The sequence below is a fragment of the Nocardia sp. NPDC004604 genome (assembly GCF_040609795.1).
Lineage (GTDB): Bacteria > Actinomycetota > Actinomycetes > Mycobacteriales > Mycobacteriaceae > Nocardia.
Genome location: NZ_JBEXLC010000024.1, coordinates 1 through 17812 on the forward strand (window position 1 = coordinate 1; position 17812 = coordinate 17812).

Sequence of the window (17812 nt, forward strand, 5' to 3'; positions counted from 1 at the left end):
GCCGAATCGCCATGTCGTGCAGACGCACCCGGCTCTCCGGAAGCACGACGACGGGCACGGGTTCGGTCACGATCGGCTTCGACGACTCGGACGCGAGACGGGCCGCGAACAGGTCGCTCGTAAGACTCGCTCCGTGGTGGGTACGGAAGCGGCCGGGCTGCGGACTGATCGCGAACCGGGCTGCGGAGAACAGGCAATCGGTACCGATGGCCGAGGTTCATGACCGCGATACAGGTGCTTCGACGACTCGACTGAGTCGATGGCCCGGCCTTCGCGCGGGTTCGAGATGGCCGCCGACGTCGCTCGCATGACTCGCTCTGCCGTGGTTATGACGGCGGCCCGGTCGCGATTGATCGCGAGCCGGGCCGCAGGGGTGGGCAGGCCGTTAGGTCAGCCGCGGCCGACTATCAGGCCCTCGCCGTTCGGGGTCACGTTGACCGCGACGGTGTCGCCATCGGTGACCTCACCGGCGAGCAGTTCCTTGGCGAGGGTGTCGCCGATGGACTGCTGGATCAGGCGGCGCAGCGGGCGGGCGCCGTAGACCGGGTCGTAGCCGCGCACCGCGAGCCAGAACCGGGCCGAATCGCTGACGTCCAGCTTCAGCCTGCGCTGCGACAGCCGCTTCTGCAGCTGGTCGAGCTGGATGTCGACGATGGACTCCAGCTGCTCCTCGTCGAGAGCGTGGAACATGACCACATCGTCGAGGCGGTTCAGGAATTCCGGTTTGAAGGCCGCGCGGACCGCGTTCATGACGAAGTCCCGATCGCCACCCGCACCCAGATTCGAGGTCAGAATGAGGATGGTGTTGCGGAAGTCCACCGTGCGGCCCTGGCCGTCGGTCAGGCGACCCTCGTCGAGTACGGCGAGTAGGATGTCGAAGACATCCGGATGCGCCTTCTCGATCTCGTCGAACAGCACCACGGTGTACGGCCTGCGCCGCACCGCCTCGGTCAGCTGACCGCCCTGGTCGTAACCGACGTAGCCGGGCGGGGCGCCGACCAGCCGCGCGACGGAGTGCTTTTCGCTGTACTCGCTCATATCGATGCGGACCATGGCGCGTTCGTCGTCGAACAGGAAGTCCGCCAACGCCTTTGCCAGCTCGGTCTTACCGACACCGGTCGGGCCGACGAACATGAACGAACCCGTCGGCCGGTTCGGATCCGCGACTCCGGCTCGGGCCCGGCGCACCGCATCGGAGACCGCCTGCACCGCCTCGGCCTGGCCGACGACGCGCTTGCCCAACTCCTGCTCCATCCGCAGCAGCTTCTGGGTTTCGCCCTCCATCATGCGGCCGACCGGAATACCGGTCCAGGCCGAGACCACCTCGGCGATATCGTCGGGGCCGACCTCCTCCTTGAGCATCACCTCGCCGTCACCGGCTGTCGCAGAGGCCTTTTCGGCCTCGGCGAGCTGCTTCTCCAGTGCCGGGATCCGCCCGTAACGCAGTTCGGCGGCCTTGCCGAGATCGCCATCGCGTTCGGCGCGCTCGGACTCACCGCGCAGCGATTCCAACTCCTCCTTGAGAACTCGGACCTGATCGATGGCACTCTTCTCGTTCTGCCAGCGGGTCATCAGCTGGTTGAGCTTCTCGCGGTCGTCGGCGAGTTCCTGGCGCAACTTGTCCAAACGCTGTTTGGAGGCCGCATCGGTCTCCTTCTCCAGCGCGACCTCTTCGATCTCGAGGCGACGCACTGCGCGCTCGACCTCGTCGATTTCCACTGGGCGCGAGTCGATTTCCATGCGCAGCCGCGACGCCGACTCATCGACCAAATCGATCGCCTTATCCGGTAGGAACCGGGAGGTGATGTAGCGGTCGCTGAGGGTGGCCGCGGCCACCAGTGCGGAGTCGGTGATGCGCACACCGTGGTGCACCTCGTAGCGCTCCTTGATGCCGCGCAGAATGCCGATGGTGTCCTCCACCGACGGTTCGCCGACCAGCACCTGCTGGAAGCGGCGCTCCAGGGCGGCGTCCTTCTCGATGAACTTGCGATACTCCTCCAGCGTGGTGGCACCGACCAGGCGCAGTTCACCGCGGGCGAGCATCGGCTTGATCATATTGCCGGCGTCCATGGCGGATTCGCCGGTCGCGCCGGCGCCGACAATGGTGTGCAGCTCATCGATGAAGGTAATGATCTGCCCTGCACTGCTTTTGATCTCCTCGAGTACGGCCTTGAGCCGCTCCTCGAATTCACCGCGGTACTTCGCGCCGGCCACCATCGCACCGAGGTCGAGCGAGACAACGGACTTGCCGCGCAACGACTCCGGCACATCACCGGCCACGATGCGCTGGGCCAAACCTTCGACGATGGCGGTCTTGCCGACGCCCGGCTCGCCGATGAGCACCGGGTTGTTCTTGGTGCGACGGCTCAAAACCTGTACGACACGGCGGATTTCGGTATCGCGGCCGATGACCGGGTCGAGTTTGCCGGAGCGGGCGGCCGCGGTGAGGTCGGTCGAATACTTCTCCAGCGCTTGGTAGCTGCCCTCCGGATCCGGACTGGTCACCCGCGCGCTGCCGCGCACCGCGGTGAACGCCTCACGCAGCGCGTCGGGGGTCGCGCCGTACTTCTTCAGCAGCATGGTCACATCCGAATCGCCCTCGGCCAGGCCGACCAGGACGTGTTCGGTCGAGACGTATTCGTCGCCGAGTTCGGTGGCCAGGCGCTGGGCGGCGGTAATCGCGGCCAGTGCCTCCCGGCCGAGCTGCGGTGTCGTGGTCGCACCGGTCGCGCGCGGCAGCCGGTCGACAATGTCCTGCGCCTCGTGTCGAACCGTCGCCGGATCCACCGCGACGGCCTTGAGCAAGGGGGCGGCGATGCCATCGGTTTGATCCAGCAACGCCACCAGCAAGTGCGCCGGACGAATCTCCGGATTGCCCGCGGCCGAGGCGGCCTGCAGGGCGGCGGTCAGGGCCGCCTGGGTCTTGGTGGTGGGATTGAACGAGTCCACAAGTCACCTTCCTACTAGTCGATGCGCGGTGTCGAGCTCGCCGGAATCCACGCGGTTCCACCGCGCGGCTCGCACCGCTTCGCACCGTTCAACGTCCGAAAGGTTGAGTCTGTTCCACTCAACTTTAGTTTTTTGAACGAACCGCACCGATTCGCCCGACACCTGAACAGACTCGTGATGAACGCTACGCCGCGACACTGCCGAATGGCATCAATCACAGGGTCTATGGCATAAGGATGCCTACGATGGCCTTTGCCCTGGTTTATGCACCACAATCCAGCCCAACCCGAGGAGCGATGGATGCGCGCGATCGTGGTACGAAGCTTCGGAGCAACACCCGAATTGGCCGAAATGCCGATGCCCGAGCCGAGCGTGGGCGCGGTGCGAGTGCAACTGGAGGCGGCGGGCGTCAACCCCTTCGACCAGAAGATGGCCAATGGCATTCTGGACGGCAAGCTGCCGCACGATTTCCCGATGATCCTCGGTGTCGACGGCGCGGGCACGGTGTCCTCGATCGGCCCCGGCGTCACCGGATTCGCCGTCGGCGACCGTGTCGTCGGCAAATTCCTGGTCCCGCCCGTCGGCCACGGCAGTTTCGCGGAGTATGCGGTACTGCCCGAGAACGCCACACTGGTCCGAATCCCGGACCGGGTCCCGACCGTGGCGGCCGCGGCCCTGCCGACCGCGGGCGTCACCGCCCAGGACATCGTGGACGCCAGCAAGATCGAGCCGGGTCAGACGGTGTTGATCATCGGCGCGACCGGCGGTGTCGGCTCGTTCCTGGTGCAGTTGGCGAATATGGCGGGTGCGCACGTCATCGCGACCGCCCGCGGCGCGGCCGCCGACCAGATGACCCGACTGGGCGCGGCCGAGACCGTCGACTACACCCGGGGCCCGATCGCGGAGCAGATCGCCGCCGCACATCCCGGCGGGGTCGACGTGCTCTTCGACCTGGTCAGCCCGCCCGAAACGCTGGCCGAGCTGACCGCGCTGGTCCGCGACGGCGGCACCGTCTACTCCACCATCTGGGCCGCCGACGAGCAGGCGCTGCGCAACCGCGGGATCAACGGCGGCAATATCGAATCCTCCGGCCGCGCACCGGAATTGACGCGCCTGCTGGAGCGCGTCGCGGAGGGCGATGTGGTGGTGCCGATCGACGCCACCGTCCCGCTGGCCTCGGCCGCCGCGGTCATCGGCGCCGCGGGTGCGCGCGGCAAGACCGTGCTAGCCATCTGAAGCGTCGGAATGTCGGCGTACGCACCCGCGACAAGCCATCCCGTCCACCCGAATTCGGCCTCTTCCTGATGCCGGAGGCCGATAACCTCCAGCGGGAAGCCGCTGCGGCGCAGCGCGACCCGCGCGCCATCCGCCGGGTCTACAACCTCTCCGGCACCATCACCGATGACGGCACCGACCACCGCTTCCTGGCGGGCCGCCCGAGCGCTGGGTCGACGACCTGTCCGCCCTGCACCGCGACCAGCGCATCGACGCGTTCATCTTCTGGCCGATCGAGGGCGACCCCGTCGAACAGGTGCACCGCTACGCCGAATCGGTCGCCCCGGCGGTGCGCGCCAACGTGGCGAGTTGACCCAGCGGTAACCTGCCTGCCAGGCTGTTCGCCTATCCTGCATGTCAGGCCCACAGCAGACCCGATTTGCCCACGGATTACCGTTGGCGCGGGCGTGATCGGTCATACCCACACGACCACGGGATTTTCAGGGATACTTGACGGCGGAGGACCGCCGGTTACGGACATGTCCCTGGGCAGCACATAGAGGGAAAGGAAGCTCCACCTCGTGGATGCGCGTTCGGCAGCGCTGGTCCGCGCCAACTTCCGCTCGGTGATCGAATCGCCGAACGGACCCGAGCGGTTGATCAGTGCGTTCTATGGTCATCTGTTCGCAGAGGAGCCAGAGTTGCGGGAGTTGTTCCCGCCCGCGATGGAGATGCAGGCCAAGCGCCTGGTGACCGCCATCCATTTCGCACTCGACAATCTCGAGGACTGGGGACGGGCCCAGAAGTTCCTGGAACAGCTGGCGCGCGATCATCGCAAATTCGGTGTCATCGCCGCGCACTACGATATCGCCGGGCGGGCACTGCTGGCCGCGTTTCGGGTGTTCAACGGGCCGATGTGGAATCGCGCGCTGGAGGAGGGCTGGCGCGATATCACCATCCTGATCTCCGCCTCCATGGCCATCGGCGCCAACTCCGACAAGTCGCAGCCGTATTGGGAGGCGACCGTCGTCGGCCATCGCCGGGTGCTCGAGGATCTGGCCATCGTGCGGCTGCAATCCGATAGTCCGATCCCGTATCAGGCCGGGCAGTATGTGCCGATCTCGCTGCCGCAGCGGCCGAAGATGTGGCGCTACCTATCGCCCGCCATTCCCGCGAATCCGTATGGCGAGATCGAATTCCATGTTCGCAAGATCCGCGGCGGCTGGGTGAGCCCGGCCATTGTCAATGAGACCAGGGTCGGCGACCGTTGGATGATCGCGGGTCCGCTCGGCGGCCTGCACATCGATCGCGAAAGCGGCCGCGATGTGCTGCTGATCGGCGCGGGCACCGGCATCGCCCCGCTGCGCGCACAACTGATCGAGATGGGCCAGCGCGGTATCAACCCGCGCGTGCATTTCTTCATCGGCGGGCGCTACCCCTGCGATCTGTACGACGTCGAGAACATGTGGCAGCTCTCCCAGAGCAATCCCTGGCTGACCGTGGTCCCGGTGTGCGAACAGAAGACCAACCCGTGGTGGTATCCGCATCCGCCGCAGGAAGAGCCGTACGGCATGCACCGCCGCCTGATCGGAAATCTGGGCGCGGTGGTGGCCAGCTTCGGTTCCTGGGCCGACCGCCAGATCCAGATCTCCGGGTCGGCCCGCATGATCGCCGATACCCGCCGTGCCCTCATGGCGGTCGGCACCCCAGAGTGGGCAATCAGCTCAGATCCCGTGTGAGAGAAGCAATGACAATAGATCCGAGCTCGCTCGGCAATGGTTCCGCGCCCGAATGGAAGGCGACGGTGGTCGGTCACCATCGGCTGCGCCACGATGTCGCGGTGATCCGCTTGATCGGCGAGTACGTCCCGTTCCTCGCGGGGCAGTCCGTCGAGGTCCGGGTGCCGCAGCATCCCGGCATGCGCCGCAGATTCTCCCCTGCGCTGCCGCCGTCGCTGGACGGCAAGTTGGAGTTCCATGTGCGCACGGTGCTCGGCGGCTGGTGCAGCGGCAGCATCGTCACCGACACCAAACCCGGCGACGAATGGCAGATCGGCGCTCCCCTCGGCACTTTCAATGTCGACCCGTACGGCGATGAGGTGGTGATGATCGCGGGCGGCACCGGTCTGGCCCCGATGCGCGCCCAGATCCTCGAACTCGCCCGACACGAGGATCCGCCGCCCACCTATCTGTTCACCGGCGGCCGCTCCCCGCGCGATCTGTACGCCGACGACATGCTGTTCCTGCTGGCGAACGAATTGCCCTGGCTCACTGTGATTCCCGTCGTCGAAGGCCCGGAGGACCCGGGTTGGGTCGACGAGTGGTACGAGCATTCGCGGGTGGATATCGGATTCCCGCTCGATGACATGCTCTTCGGCACGCTCGCGGATGTGGTTGCTTCACACGGCGCGTTCAACAACCATCAGGTGCTGGTCTGTGGCTCACCGAATATGGTCCGGGTGACCCTGGATCGTCTTGTCGAAACCGGAACTCCAGCTGCCGCAATACAGTTCGAGGGACTTTAACGAGACCAAGGGGGCCGCGAACACGCCGCGCCCGCGCGGCCAAAAATTCAGCCAAAGATTCAGAACAGCGGGTCGTGGCGGATGTTCTTGGTTTGGGTACCGGCGGCCATCAAGCGGAACTTGGTGGTCTGCACCATCGAGGGTGAGCCGACGATCTGCACATCCCGGTCGGCCCAGGAACCGTAACTGGCGACGACCTTGCCGATCTGGCCGGTCACCCGGGCATCCAGGCCCGGCCAGATGCGTTCGGGCTCGCCGGAATCCAGATACCACCAGGGGTTTTCATCGCTCTCGGTGACCGGGGTGACGCTGAGCCACTTATTGGCGGTGGCCAGTTGGCTCAGGATCTCCAGATCATAGAGATCACAGGGATGGTGTCCGCCGACGAACAGGTGCACCCGAGGATTGATACGCCGCTGTGCCATCGCCATGAGCTGGGCGCGCAGGGGTGCGATGCCGGTACCGCAGCCGACCATCAGCATTTTGCGTTTCACATTGCGCGGTATGCCGAGTCCGCCCAGAGGTGAACCGAGGTACCACTGGTCACCGACGGCGGTGTGGCCGACGATGGCCGGACTGACCCAGCCGCCGAGCACTCCGCGGACATGGAATTCGATCTCCCCGTTCGCATTCGCGGGCACTGCCGGGGACATATAGCGCCACATGCGCGGCCGGGACGGAATCTGCACGCTGATGTACTGGCCAGCGGCGTACTGCATCGGCTGATCCAATTGCAGCCGGACGACGGCGAGATTGCGCAGCACCTCGCGGCACTCGACGACGGTTCCGGACCAGACCGATGGCGCCGATTCCTGTTCGGCCGCGCCGATCATGGTGTCGCCGATGATCTTCAGGCCCTCATCCCACGCCCGGTCGACCTCGTCGGTCCACATCTCGGCGCCCGCGAAGATCCGCATCGCGGACTTCAGCGAGGTGGCCACGGCGGTGTAGTGCGCGGCCTGTACACCGTACTTGCGGTGATCCCGCCCGAGTTGGGCGAGGAATGGCAATAGTTTGTCCGGCTCCTCGAGCCGATCCAGCGCATAGGAGATGGCCTTGACCAATCGGTCACGCTGCGCATCCATGGCCGCCGGAAAAAAGTCCCTTGCGGCGGGGTAGTTGGTGAAAAGGATTGCATAGAACGAACTGGCTAGCTTGGCGGGGCCGCCCTCCTCCGCAGCAACCGCCTTGAACGTTGTTCTGATCAAAGCGACCGTCCGCGAATCCATTTGTGTCACAACCCCTTTTTGCGCTCGAACACAATCCGTGGCCGACAAGTGAGGTGCTGCGGGACACTCGACAGCAGCCAATGCGAATGAGTGTAGGCGAGGTTTGCCAGCTACGGAATCAGTCAGATAAACATCAAGCATGTAATTCGGACGAAACGGCGGTCAGCACCACGAAAACCCTTGAAAACAAACCGAAAGAACGAACACGGCGGCGAAATCCGTCATATACCTGCCGGTTTCGCACGGCCCGTTTTGCAAGATTCATCCCATTGCGGCTCCGAGAGCGATTCCTCGGCAACCCGCGCGCCGCAACCGCTTACCCGGCTCGGGCAAACGCCGCGCATCCCACCGACCTGGCGACCGACGAAATCACACGGGCGATCCGGCGAATAGTTTGCTGAAATACCGCTCGCAGCAAACTTCACGGCTCGGCACATCATCGGCAACCCTGTCGGTCGCGGGCCGACGCCGCGCAGCCACGAACCACCTGCCGGATGCCGAAATCCGGAGTCAGGAGTTTGCTCGAGTACTGCCAGCAGTTATTCGCCGCGGCAGCGGGTACGGCGTTGCCGCATAACGCATTTACCCATTGGCGAAACGACAACGGCTCCGAGCTCGGTTGTGTACCGAATCCCGGAGCCGTTGCTTTTGCCGAAGCGCCTTTCAGCGCCGATTGCGCGGCTTCCACACCACCAGTGCGGTACTGCGTTGCGGCGGCGCGAGATCGGGGCGATACCCTGCGCGCAGCCGATCCAGCTCGGCCGACAATTCGGCGACCCGCTGTTGCAGTTCCTCGACCTGATTGGTGAGTTCGATGATGCGCTTGATGCCCGCCAGGTTGACGCCCTCGTCCTGGGACAGCCGCTGCACCTCGCGCAGCAGCTCGACGTCCCGTGCCGAATAACGTCGACCGCCACCCGAAGTCCGTTGCGGCGTAACCAGTCCCAGGCGGTCATACGTGCGCAGTGTCTGCGCGTGCATGCCCGCCAGCTGGGCCGCAACCGAGATCATGAAGACCTCGGCCCGCGCCGACCCACCGGATGCCTGCCTCGGATTATCGGACATCACGCACCTGCCCATCCCGCACGCGGATCGAACCCGCTGGTCTTCTCCGCCTCCGCGAACCGCTTGAGCGCCTCGGTGGCATTGTCGTCCAGCTTCTGCGGCACGGCCACCTTGACGGTGACGAGCAGATCGCCCGCCCCGCCGGCGGGACCGCGCTTGGGCACGCCACGGCCGCGCACCCGGAGGATGCGGCCGTCCGCGGTGCCGGGCGGCACCTTGACGCCGACGCGCCCTTCCAGCGTGGGCACGGAAACCGTTGTGCCCAGCACCAATTCACTGTAACTGACCGGCAGCACCAGGGTCAGGTCATCGCCATTGCGGCCGAAGACCTTGTCCTGGCTGACATGCACGGTCACATAGAGGTCACCCGAGGGCGCACCACGCAGCCCGGCCTCACCCTGTCCGGCCAGCCGGATCTTCTGCCCGTCGCTGACACCGGGCGGAATCCGCACCGTAATGGTGCGGGTCCGATTCTGGATGCCGCTGCCGTGGCAGTCGACGCACGGGTCATCGATGATCGAGCCGGTACCACGGCATTCGTCGCACGGCTCGCTGAAGCCGAACGCACCCTGGTTGCGGCTGATCACGCCGTTGCCGTTGCAGACGGGACAGACTCGCGGACTGGTTCCCGGCTTGGCGCCGCTGCCGTGGCAGGTGGTACACGGCGACGGACTGGTCATCCGCAGCGGAACGGTGACGCCCTGCGCGGCCTCGCGGAACCCGAGGGTCGTCTCGGTCTCCACATCCGCACCGCGGCGCGGGCGGCTCGAGGTTCGCGTGCCACCCCGGTTGAACAGGCCACCCAGCAGGTCACCGAGGCCACCGTCGCCCGCATTCGCCTGGCCGAAGATGTCGCCGATATTGAAGTCCTGCGAGAAGCCGCCGCCCGTACCGGGAGTGAAGCCACCGCGCCCGTATCCGCCACCCGCGAACAGCTTTCGGGTGTCGTCGTACTCCTTGCGCTTGGCCGGATCCGACAGCACGGCATGGGCCTCACTGACGGTCTTGAACCGCTCCTCGGCCTTGGTATCGCCGGGGTTGGCATCCGGATGCAAGTCACGAGCGAGTTTGCGATACGCCTTCTTGATCTCGTCCTGCGAGGCGCTGGAGGAGACACCCAGCTCCTTGTAGAAGTCCTTTTCGATCCACTCCCGTTGACTCACCGGGCATCTCCTCCTCTCGGGTTCTTATTGGTTGTTCGCATTGGCATCATCGGATGCCTCTTCTTCGACCAGATCGGCCACGCCATCGGTTACCCCGACGAGCGCGTGCCGAAGCACCCGATCGCCGAACCGATAGCCCTTGCGCATAACTACACCGATCACCGGATCGTGTCCGTCGCCCTCGTGCTGCACGGCCTCGTGCAGGGTCGGGTCGAAGGCCTCGCCCTCGGTACCGAATTCCTGCAGACCCTGCTTGTGCAGCGCATCGGCGAGCTTGTCCGCGACCGACTTGAGCGGTCCGGTTTCGAGGTCGCCGTGGGCGCGCGCACGATCGAGATCGTCGAGGACACCGAGCAATTCGGAGACCACGGCGGCCTTGGCCGCCTCGATGGTCGCCTGCCGGTCCCGCTCGACCCGCCGCCGGTAGTTGGCGTATTCGGCGGTCAGCCGCTGCAGATCGGCGGTGCGCTCGGCCAGCTCCTTGGTGATGGTCTCGGCCAGGACGTCGGCGCCCACATCGTTACCGAGGAGGGGTTCGGTGCCGTTCCCGGCTTCCGGGCCGGGCCCGGCGGCGGGCTCTGCCGCCGGTTCCCGAATCTCACCTGTGTCCGGATCGATCTTGCGATTGTCGACGAAGGTGATCGGCTCCTGTTCGGAGTTTCCCTGTGTCACTTCTTCTCCGTGTCGACCGGCTCGTCCACAACTTCGGCGTCCACAACCTGATCGTCACCAGCCGAGGAGCTGGCGGCGCCGTTGCCGGAGGCAGCGGACTCGGCCGCCGACGCCTCGTAGATGGCCTGGCCCAGCGCCTGCGACTCGGTCGCGAGCTTCTCCACCGCGGACTTCACCGCGGCGATATCGGTGCCCTTGAGCGCCTCGTTCGCCTCGGCGATGGCCGCCTCGACCTTGGTCTTGACGTCCGCCGGGACCTTGTCCTCGTTCTCCTTGATGAACTTCTCGGTCTGGTGCACCAGCGACTCGGCCTGGTTGCGGGTCTCGGCCTCCTCGCGGCGGGCCTTGTCCTCGGCAGCGTGCGCCTCGGCGTCCTTGACCATCCGGTCGATCTCATCCTTGGACAGGCCGGAGCCGTCCTGGATCTTGATCGTGTTCTCCTTGCCGGTGCCCTTGTCCTTCGCGGTCACGTGCACGATGCCGTTGGCGTCGATGTCGAAGGTGACCTCGATCTGCGGCACGCCGCGCGGGGCCGGGGGGATGCCGGTCAGCTCGAAGGAGCCGAGCAGCTTGTTGTGCGAGGCGATCTCGCGCTCACCCTGGAACACCTGGATCTGCACCGACGGCTGGTTGTCGTCGGCGGTGGTGAAGGTCTCCGAACGCTTGGTCGGGATGGTGGTGTTGCGCTCGATGAGCTTGGTCATCACGCCACCCTTGGTCTCGATGCCCAGCGACAGCGGGGTCACATCGAGCAGCAGGACGTCCTTGACCTCACCCTTGAGCACACCGGCCTGCAGGGCGGCGCCGACGGCGACGACCTCGTCCGGGTTCACGCCCTTGTTGGGCTCCTTGCCGCCGGTCAGCTCGCGGACCAGATCGCTCACCGCGGGCATACGGGTGGAACCACCGACGAGCACGACATGGTCGATATCGGCCACGTTGATGCCCGCGTCCTTGATCACGGACTGGAACGGCGCACGGGTGCGGTCGAGCAGGTCCGAGGTGATCTTCTGGAATTCGGCGCGGGTCAGCTGCTCGTCGAGGAAGAGCGGGTTCTTGTCCGCGTCGACGGTGATGTAGGGCAGGTTGATCGAGGTGCTCTGGCTGGAGCTGAGCTCGATCTTGGCCTTCTCAGACGCCTCACGCAGGCGCTGCATGGCCATCTTGTCCTTGGTCAGGTCGATGCCCGCGCTGGCCTTGAACTTGTCGACCAGCCAGGTCACGACGCGCTCGTCCCAGTCGTCACCACCGAGGTGGTTGTCGCCGGAGGTGGCGCGGACCTCGACGACGCCCTCGCCGATTTCCAGCAGCGAGACGTCGAAGGTGCCGCCACCGAGGTCGAAGACCAGGATGGTCTGTTCCTTATCGCCCTTGTCCAGGCCGTACGCGAGCGCGGCCGCGGTGGGCTCGTTGACGATGCGCAGCACGTTCAGACCGGCGATCTGACCGGCCTCCTTGGTGGCCTGACGCTGCGAGTCCTCGAAGTACGCGGGCACGGTGATGACCGCGTCGGTGATCTCTTCGCCCAGGTAGGCCTCGGCGTCGCGCTTCAGCTTCATCAGCACGCGCGCGCTGATCTCCTGTGCGGTGTATTTCTTGTCGTCGATGTCCACCGACCAGTCGGTGCCGATGTGACGCTTGACCGAGCGGATGGTGCGGTCGACGTTGGTGACCGCCTGGTTCTTGGCGGGCTGGCCGACCAGAACCTCTCCGTTCTTGGCGAACGCGACGATCGAGGGGGTAGTGCGCGATCCTTCAGAGTTCGCGACGACGACCGGCTCGCCGCCTTCGAGAACGGCGACGACCGAGTTCGTGGTCCCGAGGTCGATTCCGACCGCACGAGCCATGGTTGTTCCTCCTAGTTGACGTAACTACTTCTGTCGGTGCTGGGTAATCGCGGGTTTCGGGCGATCTGTCCGCCCTGCGACATCCGTGTTCGGCTGCCGCGAGACCTCGCCCCAAGCACCTCACGGAGCACGGTCCCAGCAACACTGAGCGTGGTCGACTCAATCCTGCACCCGATTACGGCCGGGAGTCAACTCAAACTTGAGCCGAACCCACTCAATGTTGTCGAACGGCTCAACCGGCGTCCTGCGCGATCTATTCCCGGACCGCTCGGCAGGGCACTGTCCGCCATTCTCACCAGCTGGATGGGCGCAGGCCAGGAACGCGCACCAGTTGTGACCAACCCGGATCCAGTCCCGACGAATCCGTACATCGGTGTCTCCCTTCCGATGCACCAATCGTGGTCGCGACGGCCGTCGCAGTACCTCCCCGAAATCTGGGATATCGCGTGTGCTTGCCCGGCGATCGGTGCTCCACGAGGATGGCGGGCGGTGGTGCGGCCGATCGGACCGCCGAGAGGAGTGGTCGTGGCGACGAGGACGCGGTCGTGGTGGGGCTGGGGCAATGTCGAGGATGCGGTCGTCGGCGCGGAGTTGGACGCGCTGACGGCGCGGGTCGCGGCAATGCTGCCGGGGGCGGATCTCACACCGCACGAACCGCCATCGGCCGAATCGCTCGGACTGCCCGAACCGCGGGTGACCGCACCGGATTCGCTCGCCGAACTGGTGTCGGCGGATCCGGCCGATCGGGCGGCACACGCACACGGTCAGGCATTTCGCGATGTGGTGCGCAATCTGCTCGGTGATGTGCGCAATGCGCCGGATCTGGTCGTTCGGCCGCGCGGCGACGACGATATCGTCGACGTTCTGGACTGGGCGGCCGGGGCAAATATCGCGGTAATTCCGTTCGGCGGCGGGACGTCGGTGGTCGGCGGGGTGGAGCCGCGATTGTCGAATCCGTCATCGACCGATTCGGCCGGGACGAACCGCGATTCCGGCCGGGCGGCAGGCGAATTCGCCGGGGCGATCAGCCTGGACCTGAGCGCTCTCGATCGCGTGTTGGAAATAGATCGGACCAGCCGGGCCGCGCGAATACAGGCCGGAGTGTTCGGACCGGCATTGGAGGATCAGCTGCGCGGCGCGGATCTGACGCTGCGGCATTTTCCGCAGTCGTTCGAATTCTCGACCCTCGGTGGCTGGCTGGCCACCAGGGCCGGTGGGCATTTCGCCACGCTGTACACCCATATCGATGACCTGGTCGAATCGATGCGGGTGGTGACACCGACGGGCATCAGCGAATCGAGGCGGCTGCCCGGATCCGGGGCGGGGCCGTCGCCGGACCGGATGTTCCTCGGGTCCGAGGGGATACTCGGCATCATCACCGAGGCGTGGATGCGTCTACAGGACCGACCACGTTGGCGCGCAACGGCTTCCGCACACTTCGACGATTACGCGAAGGCAGTTGCCGCCACCAGGGCCATCGCACAGTCCGGTCTGCACCCGAGCAATTGCCGACTGCTCGATCCGGCCGAGGCATTTCTCAATGCCGGTGCCGCCACCAGCGGCGGCGTACTGGTACTCGGATTCGAATCCGCCGATCACCCGACGCGCACCTGGATGGAACGCGCGCTGGAGTTGGTCGCCGAGCACGGCGGCACCCTGCCCGAACCTGCGCGCTACACCGAATCGGGCGCGCGCCAACCGAGTTCGGGCGCGGCCGATATCTGGCGATCGTCATTTCTGCGGATGCCCTACCAGCGCGACGCCCTCGCGGCCCGATCGATGATCACCGAAACCTTCGAAACCGCCTGCACCTGGGACAGATTCGACAATCTGAAGGCATCGGTGACCGAGGCCGCGAACGCGGCCATCCGGTCGGTCGGTGCCACCGGCGTGGTGACCTGCCGCTTCACCCACGTGTATCCGGACGGTCCGGCACCATATTTCGGCATCTACGCCACGGGTCGCTGGGGCAGCACGCTCGCGCAGTGGGACGACATCAAAGCCGCTGTCTCCGAGGCACTCTCGGGTGCGGGCGGGACCATTACCCACCATCACGCGGTCGGCCGGGATCACCGACCGTGGTACGACCGACAGCGCCCCGACCCGTTCGCGAATGCGTTGCGGGCCGCCAAATCGGCGCTGGATCCGGCCGGAATCCTCAATCCCGGCGTACTGATCTGAGCCCCGAGCTCAGCACTTATCGGCCGGGCGGGCCAGACCGGGATGAATATTCGGAATCAGCCCATTTCCCATGGCGAGGGCGACTGTCTGATCCAGTCGCGCGATTTTCGCTGTGTCCCACGAACTCGGCAGTAGGGTGGCGGCAAGGGAAGCTTCGTGCCCCGCCGATCCGAGGAGTTCGTCTATGAGGGCCGCCGTCGTCACCAATACCAAGTTCGCGGTGGAGGAACTTCCGACACCGGTGCCCGGACGCGGGCAGGTACTGATCAATGTGTCACGCTGCGGGATCTGTGGTTCCGATCTGCATGCCCGCACCCATGCCGACGAGATGGCGGAGCTGGCCGGGCGCACCGGATACGACCAGTTCATGCGTTCGGATCAGCGTGTGGTGCTCGGGCACGAATTCAGCGGCGAGATAGTCGATTACGGGCCGGGCTGCCGCAAGCGGTGGCGGCCGGGCACCCCCGTGGTGGCGCTGCCCATCGTGCGCCACGACGGCGCACCACAGCTGACCGGCCTTTCGACGGCGGCGCCCGGCGCCTACGCCGAGCAGGTGGTGGTCCAGGAGTCCATGACCATGCCGGTCCCCAACGGTCTTTCGGCCGAGCACGCCGCCCTCACCGAGCCGATGGCCGTCGCCTGGCACGCGGTGCGCAAGGGTCGGGTCGGCAAAGGCCGGACCGCATTCGTCATCGGCTGCGGCCCCATCGGTTTGGCGGTCATCAGCATGCTGAAGGCGGCTGGCGTGCGCACCGTCGTCGCCAGCGATTTCTCCCCGCGCCGCCGGGCCCTCGCCCTCGGCTGCGGCGCCGATATCGTGGTCGATCCCGCGACCGGATCCCCATGGGACGCAGCGCCGAAACGCGGCCGGATCAACGATGTGACCGATATCCTCAGCCTCGGATTCGACACCATGGAACGGCTGCGCCGCATCCCGAATCTGCCGTGGTGGTACCTGTTCCGCGTGGCACACACGCTCAATGCCGCTCCGGCGGGCCCGGTCATCTTCGAATGTGTCGGCGTGCCGGGCATTATCGACCAGATCATCACGGCCGCGCCGCCGCTGTCGCGGGTGGTCGTCGTCGGCGTCTGCATGGAGACCGACCGCTTCCAACCCGCGATGGCCATCAATAAGGAGATCGAGGTCCGCTTCGTCCTCGGCTACGACCCGGGCGAGTTCCGCGACACGCTGCATATGCTCGCCGATGGCAAGGTCGACCCGGCTCCGCTGATCACCGGCACCGTCGGGCTGGACGGCATCGATAATGCTTTCACCGCCCTGGCGAATCCGGAGGAGCACGCAAAGATCCTCATCGATCCGGCCAGTAGCACGACGACGCCCTGACCGGACGGGTCAGCCGAGATGGCGGTCGCGGTCGGCCTGACGGTCCAGCCACGAGGGAGCTGCCACCTCGGTACCCGGATGGACGAGCGTGGGTTGGCCGTGTTCGAGGTAGACGGCGTGGCCCTCCATGCGGGCGCGAAAGGCCTGCCAGATGCGGCGGGCCAGGCTGGGGCGGGCGAAGGTGTCGACGGTGTCGACGCGCGCCCACTGCCAGCGCTCGAGTTCGCTCGACAACTTGACCGCCGACGCGTCGCCGAGCTCACCGCAGTCGAAGATGTAGATGATCTTGTCGTCATCGACTTTCGGTGCCCAGTCGTGCACCAACAGCCGCTGCGGCGGACGGTCCAGGCCGAGTTCGTCCCGGACCTCGCGACGACACGCCGCGGCGGGTGATTCGCCGGGCGCGGCAACGCCGCCCGGAATCTCCCAATGGCACCTATCGGCCGAATATACGAGCAGTACGTCCTCATCGCGCACGAACAGCGCTCCCGCGGCCAGCCTCACCTGGGCGAATTGTTGCTCGTCACGGTCCGGCATCACCTCACGACCTTCCTACGCTCGGTCCGGAATTACGGCGTGTTCGGCGGAGTTCCCTGCGTGCGGCATCACCGGCTGCGACGATGGGCACGGTCTCTCCACTTGTACACCGTCACTGCTCGAACAGCTCGAGAAGGTGGGCACAGCATGGCCGAGAAGATCTTCGACATCGTGTGGGATGCGATCGATGACACCCCGCGCGATCACGAGAACCTGCGGCTGCGGTCGCAGCTGATATTCGAACTGACCGACTGGATCGCCACGCGCGGCTGGAGCCGGGAGGCCGCCGCTGAGCAGCTCGGCGTGAGCGCCGCCCGGATCTCCGATCTGCACTGCGGTCGGTCGCAGCTGTTCAGCCTGGACGCATTGGTCAACATGATCGCTGCGGCCGGTATGCGGGTACACGTGCGGATCACCTGAGCCTCAGCTGGCGGCCAGGACCTGTTCGGCGATTTCGTTGTCCAGGGTGACGCGGACCAGCGCCGCGGCCAGGTCGGCGGTGTGGTTTTCCGGGGCCAGGTCGGCCAGGCGGTCCGGGTCGGTGGGTAGTCGGACGCGTTCGGCGCCGCGCAGTGCGCGTTCGTCGAAATGCGGCCGGACCCAGCTCCACACGTCCTGGACCTCGCGCAGGAAGATATCGCTTCCGGTGGGGCCGATGCCCTGGAACTGCTGCAGCAGCTGGGCGGCCCGGATCGGATCGTGCTCGGCTTCGTCGGCCAGCTTGCGCAGATCGCCGTCGTAGCGGTCCAGGACGCGAGACGCATTGGCACCCAAGCGGGAAGCCGTACTTTCGTCGTAGCGCTTGTAGTGGGCACGGTCGAGCGCGTCGACCAGTTCCTGCCAGTCGGCATCGGCGACCCGCTGCGGGGTGCGGTACCCGGTGCTCACCAGTTCCTTGGCCGCGGCGACCGCGATATCGGCGGAGATCCTGGTGCTGAGCAATTCGGTGAGCATGAGCAGTTGGAACAGCGGAGCGGGTTTATCGGCCAAGGCGATTCCAGCCTCGGCCGCATAGCCCACACCCGCCCGATCCAACAGTGCGTTGACCACATCCTGCTGCGTCATCGTGTTCTCCCTGCCTCGGT

Annotated in this window: 15 protein-coding genes; 6 read left to right on the forward strand and 9 right to left on the reverse strand. The window is 66.0% G+C overall.

Features of this window, described 5'->3' with window-relative positions; all coding sequences use genetic code 11:
- Window positions 1-390: 390 nt before the first annotated feature.
- On the reverse strand, window positions 391-2949 hold the full coding sequence (gene clpB / locus ABZW16_RS11495) for an ATP-dependent chaperone ClpB (protein WP_354954758.1): 2559 nt from the start codon (window positions 2947-2949) through the stop codon (window positions 391-393).
- 300 nt (window positions 2950-3249) lie between these two features.
- Between clpB and ABZW16_RS11500 the strand changes: the two genes are divergently transcribed.
- Window positions 3250-4185, forward strand: coding sequence for an NADP-dependent oxidoreductase (locus tag ABZW16_RS11500; RefSeq protein WP_354954760.1), 936 nt, complete (start codon window positions 3250-3252; stop codon window positions 4183-4185).
- Between the two features lie 139 nt (window positions 4186-4324).
- Here ABZW16_RS11500 and ABZW16_RS11505 read toward each other — a convergent pair whose 3' ends face one another.
- The gene (locus ABZW16_RS11505) at window positions 4325-4486 is read right to left on the reverse strand and encodes a hypothetical protein (RefSeq protein ID WP_354954762.1); all 162 of its coding nucleotides are present in this window, start codon (window positions 4484-4486) and stop codon (window positions 4325-4327) included.
- Between the two features lie 259 nt (window positions 4487-4745).
- Here ABZW16_RS11505 and ABZW16_RS11510 point away from each other — a divergent pair, with 259 nt between their 5' ends.
- Complete coding sequence (locus ABZW16_RS11510; RefSeq protein ID WP_354954764.1) at window positions 4746-5903, forward strand: FAD-binding oxidoreductase; 1158 nt, start codon at window positions 4746-4748, stop codon at window positions 5901-5903.
- 8 nt (window positions 5904-5911) lie between these two features.
- On the forward strand, window positions 5912-6688 hold the full coding sequence (locus ABZW16_RS11515; RefSeq protein ID WP_354954766.1) for an FAD-binding oxidoreductase: 777 nt from the start codon (window positions 5912-5914) through the stop codon (window positions 6686-6688).
- Window positions 6689-6747: 59 nt separating this feature from the next.
- On the opposite strand, the gene ABZW16_RS11520 is transcribed toward ABZW16_RS11515, so the two are convergent.
- From ABZW16_RS11520 to dnaK, 5 genes are all read right to left on the reverse strand, one after another.
- Window positions 6748-7917 carry a globin domain-containing protein gene (locus ABZW16_RS11520; RefSeq protein ID WP_354954768.1) on the reverse strand — a complete coding sequence of 390 codons (1170 nt, stop codon included), beginning with the start codon at window positions 7915-7917 and terminating at the stop codon, window positions 6748-6750.
- A gap of 663 nt (window positions 7918-8580) precedes the next feature.
- Entirely contained in the window at window positions 8581-8982 is a 402-nt protein-coding gene (locus ABZW16_RS11525) for a helix-turn-helix transcriptional regulator (RefSeq protein ID WP_354954770.1), read from the reverse strand.
- Window positions 8982-10145, reverse strand: a complete 1164-nt coding sequence (dnaJ, locus tag ABZW16_RS11530; protein ID WP_354954772.1) for a molecular chaperone DnaJ — start codon at window positions 10143-10145, stop codon at window positions 8982-8984. The genes ABZW16_RS11525 and dnaJ overlap by 1 nt, the downstream gene beginning before the upstream one ends.
- Window positions 10146-10169: 24 nt before the next feature.
- Complete coding sequence (gene grpE, locus ABZW16_RS11535) at window positions 10170-10817, reverse strand: nucleotide exchange factor GrpE (RefSeq protein ID WP_354954774.1); 648 nt, start codon at window positions 10815-10817, stop codon at window positions 10170-10172.
- Window positions 10814-12664 carry a molecular chaperone DnaK gene (gene dnaK / locus ABZW16_RS11540; protein WP_354954776.1) on the reverse strand — a complete coding sequence of 617 codons (1851 nt, stop codon included), beginning with the start codon at window positions 12662-12664 and terminating at the stop codon, window positions 10814-10816. Before dnaK ends, grpE begins: the two co-directional genes overlap by 4 nt.
- Window positions 12665-13189: 525 nt before the next feature.
- On the opposite strand from dnaK, the gene ABZW16_RS11545 reads away from it, so the two are divergent.
- Window positions 13190-14845 (forward strand): FAD-binding oxidoreductase, encoded by a 1656-nt coding sequence (locus tag ABZW16_RS11545; RefSeq protein WP_354954778.1) that lies wholly within the window; start codon window positions 13190-13192, stop codon window positions 14843-14845.
- A gap of 184 nt (window positions 14846-15029) precedes the next feature.
- Window positions 15030-16190, forward strand: coding sequence for a zinc-binding dehydrogenase (locus ABZW16_RS11550; RefSeq protein ID WP_354954780.1), 1161 nt, complete (start codon window positions 15030-15032; stop codon window positions 16188-16190).
- A 9-nt stretch (window positions 16191-16199) separates the two neighbouring features.
- Here the strand turns inward: ABZW16_RS11550 and ABZW16_RS11555 are convergent, their stop codons facing one another.
- Window positions 16200-16727, reverse strand: coding sequence for an NUDIX hydrolase (locus ABZW16_RS11555; RefSeq protein WP_354954782.1), 528 nt, complete (start codon window positions 16725-16727; stop codon window positions 16200-16202).
- Window positions 16728-16874: 147 nt separating this feature from the next.
- Here ABZW16_RS11555 and ABZW16_RS11560 point away from each other — a divergent pair, with 147 nt between their 5' ends.
- The gene (locus ABZW16_RS11560; RefSeq protein ID WP_354954784.1) at window positions 16875-17147 is read left to right on the forward strand and encodes an XRE family transcriptional regulator; all 273 of its coding nucleotides are present in this window, start codon (window positions 16875-16877) and stop codon (window positions 17145-17147) included.
- 3 nt (window positions 17148-17150) lie between these two features.
- Here ABZW16_RS11560 and ABZW16_RS11565 read toward each other — a convergent pair whose 3' ends face one another.
- Entirely contained in the window at window positions 17151-17792 is a 642-nt protein-coding gene (locus ABZW16_RS11565) for an endonuclease (RefSeq protein WP_354954786.1), read from the reverse strand.
- Between the last annotated feature and the right edge of the window lie 20 nt (window positions 17793-17812).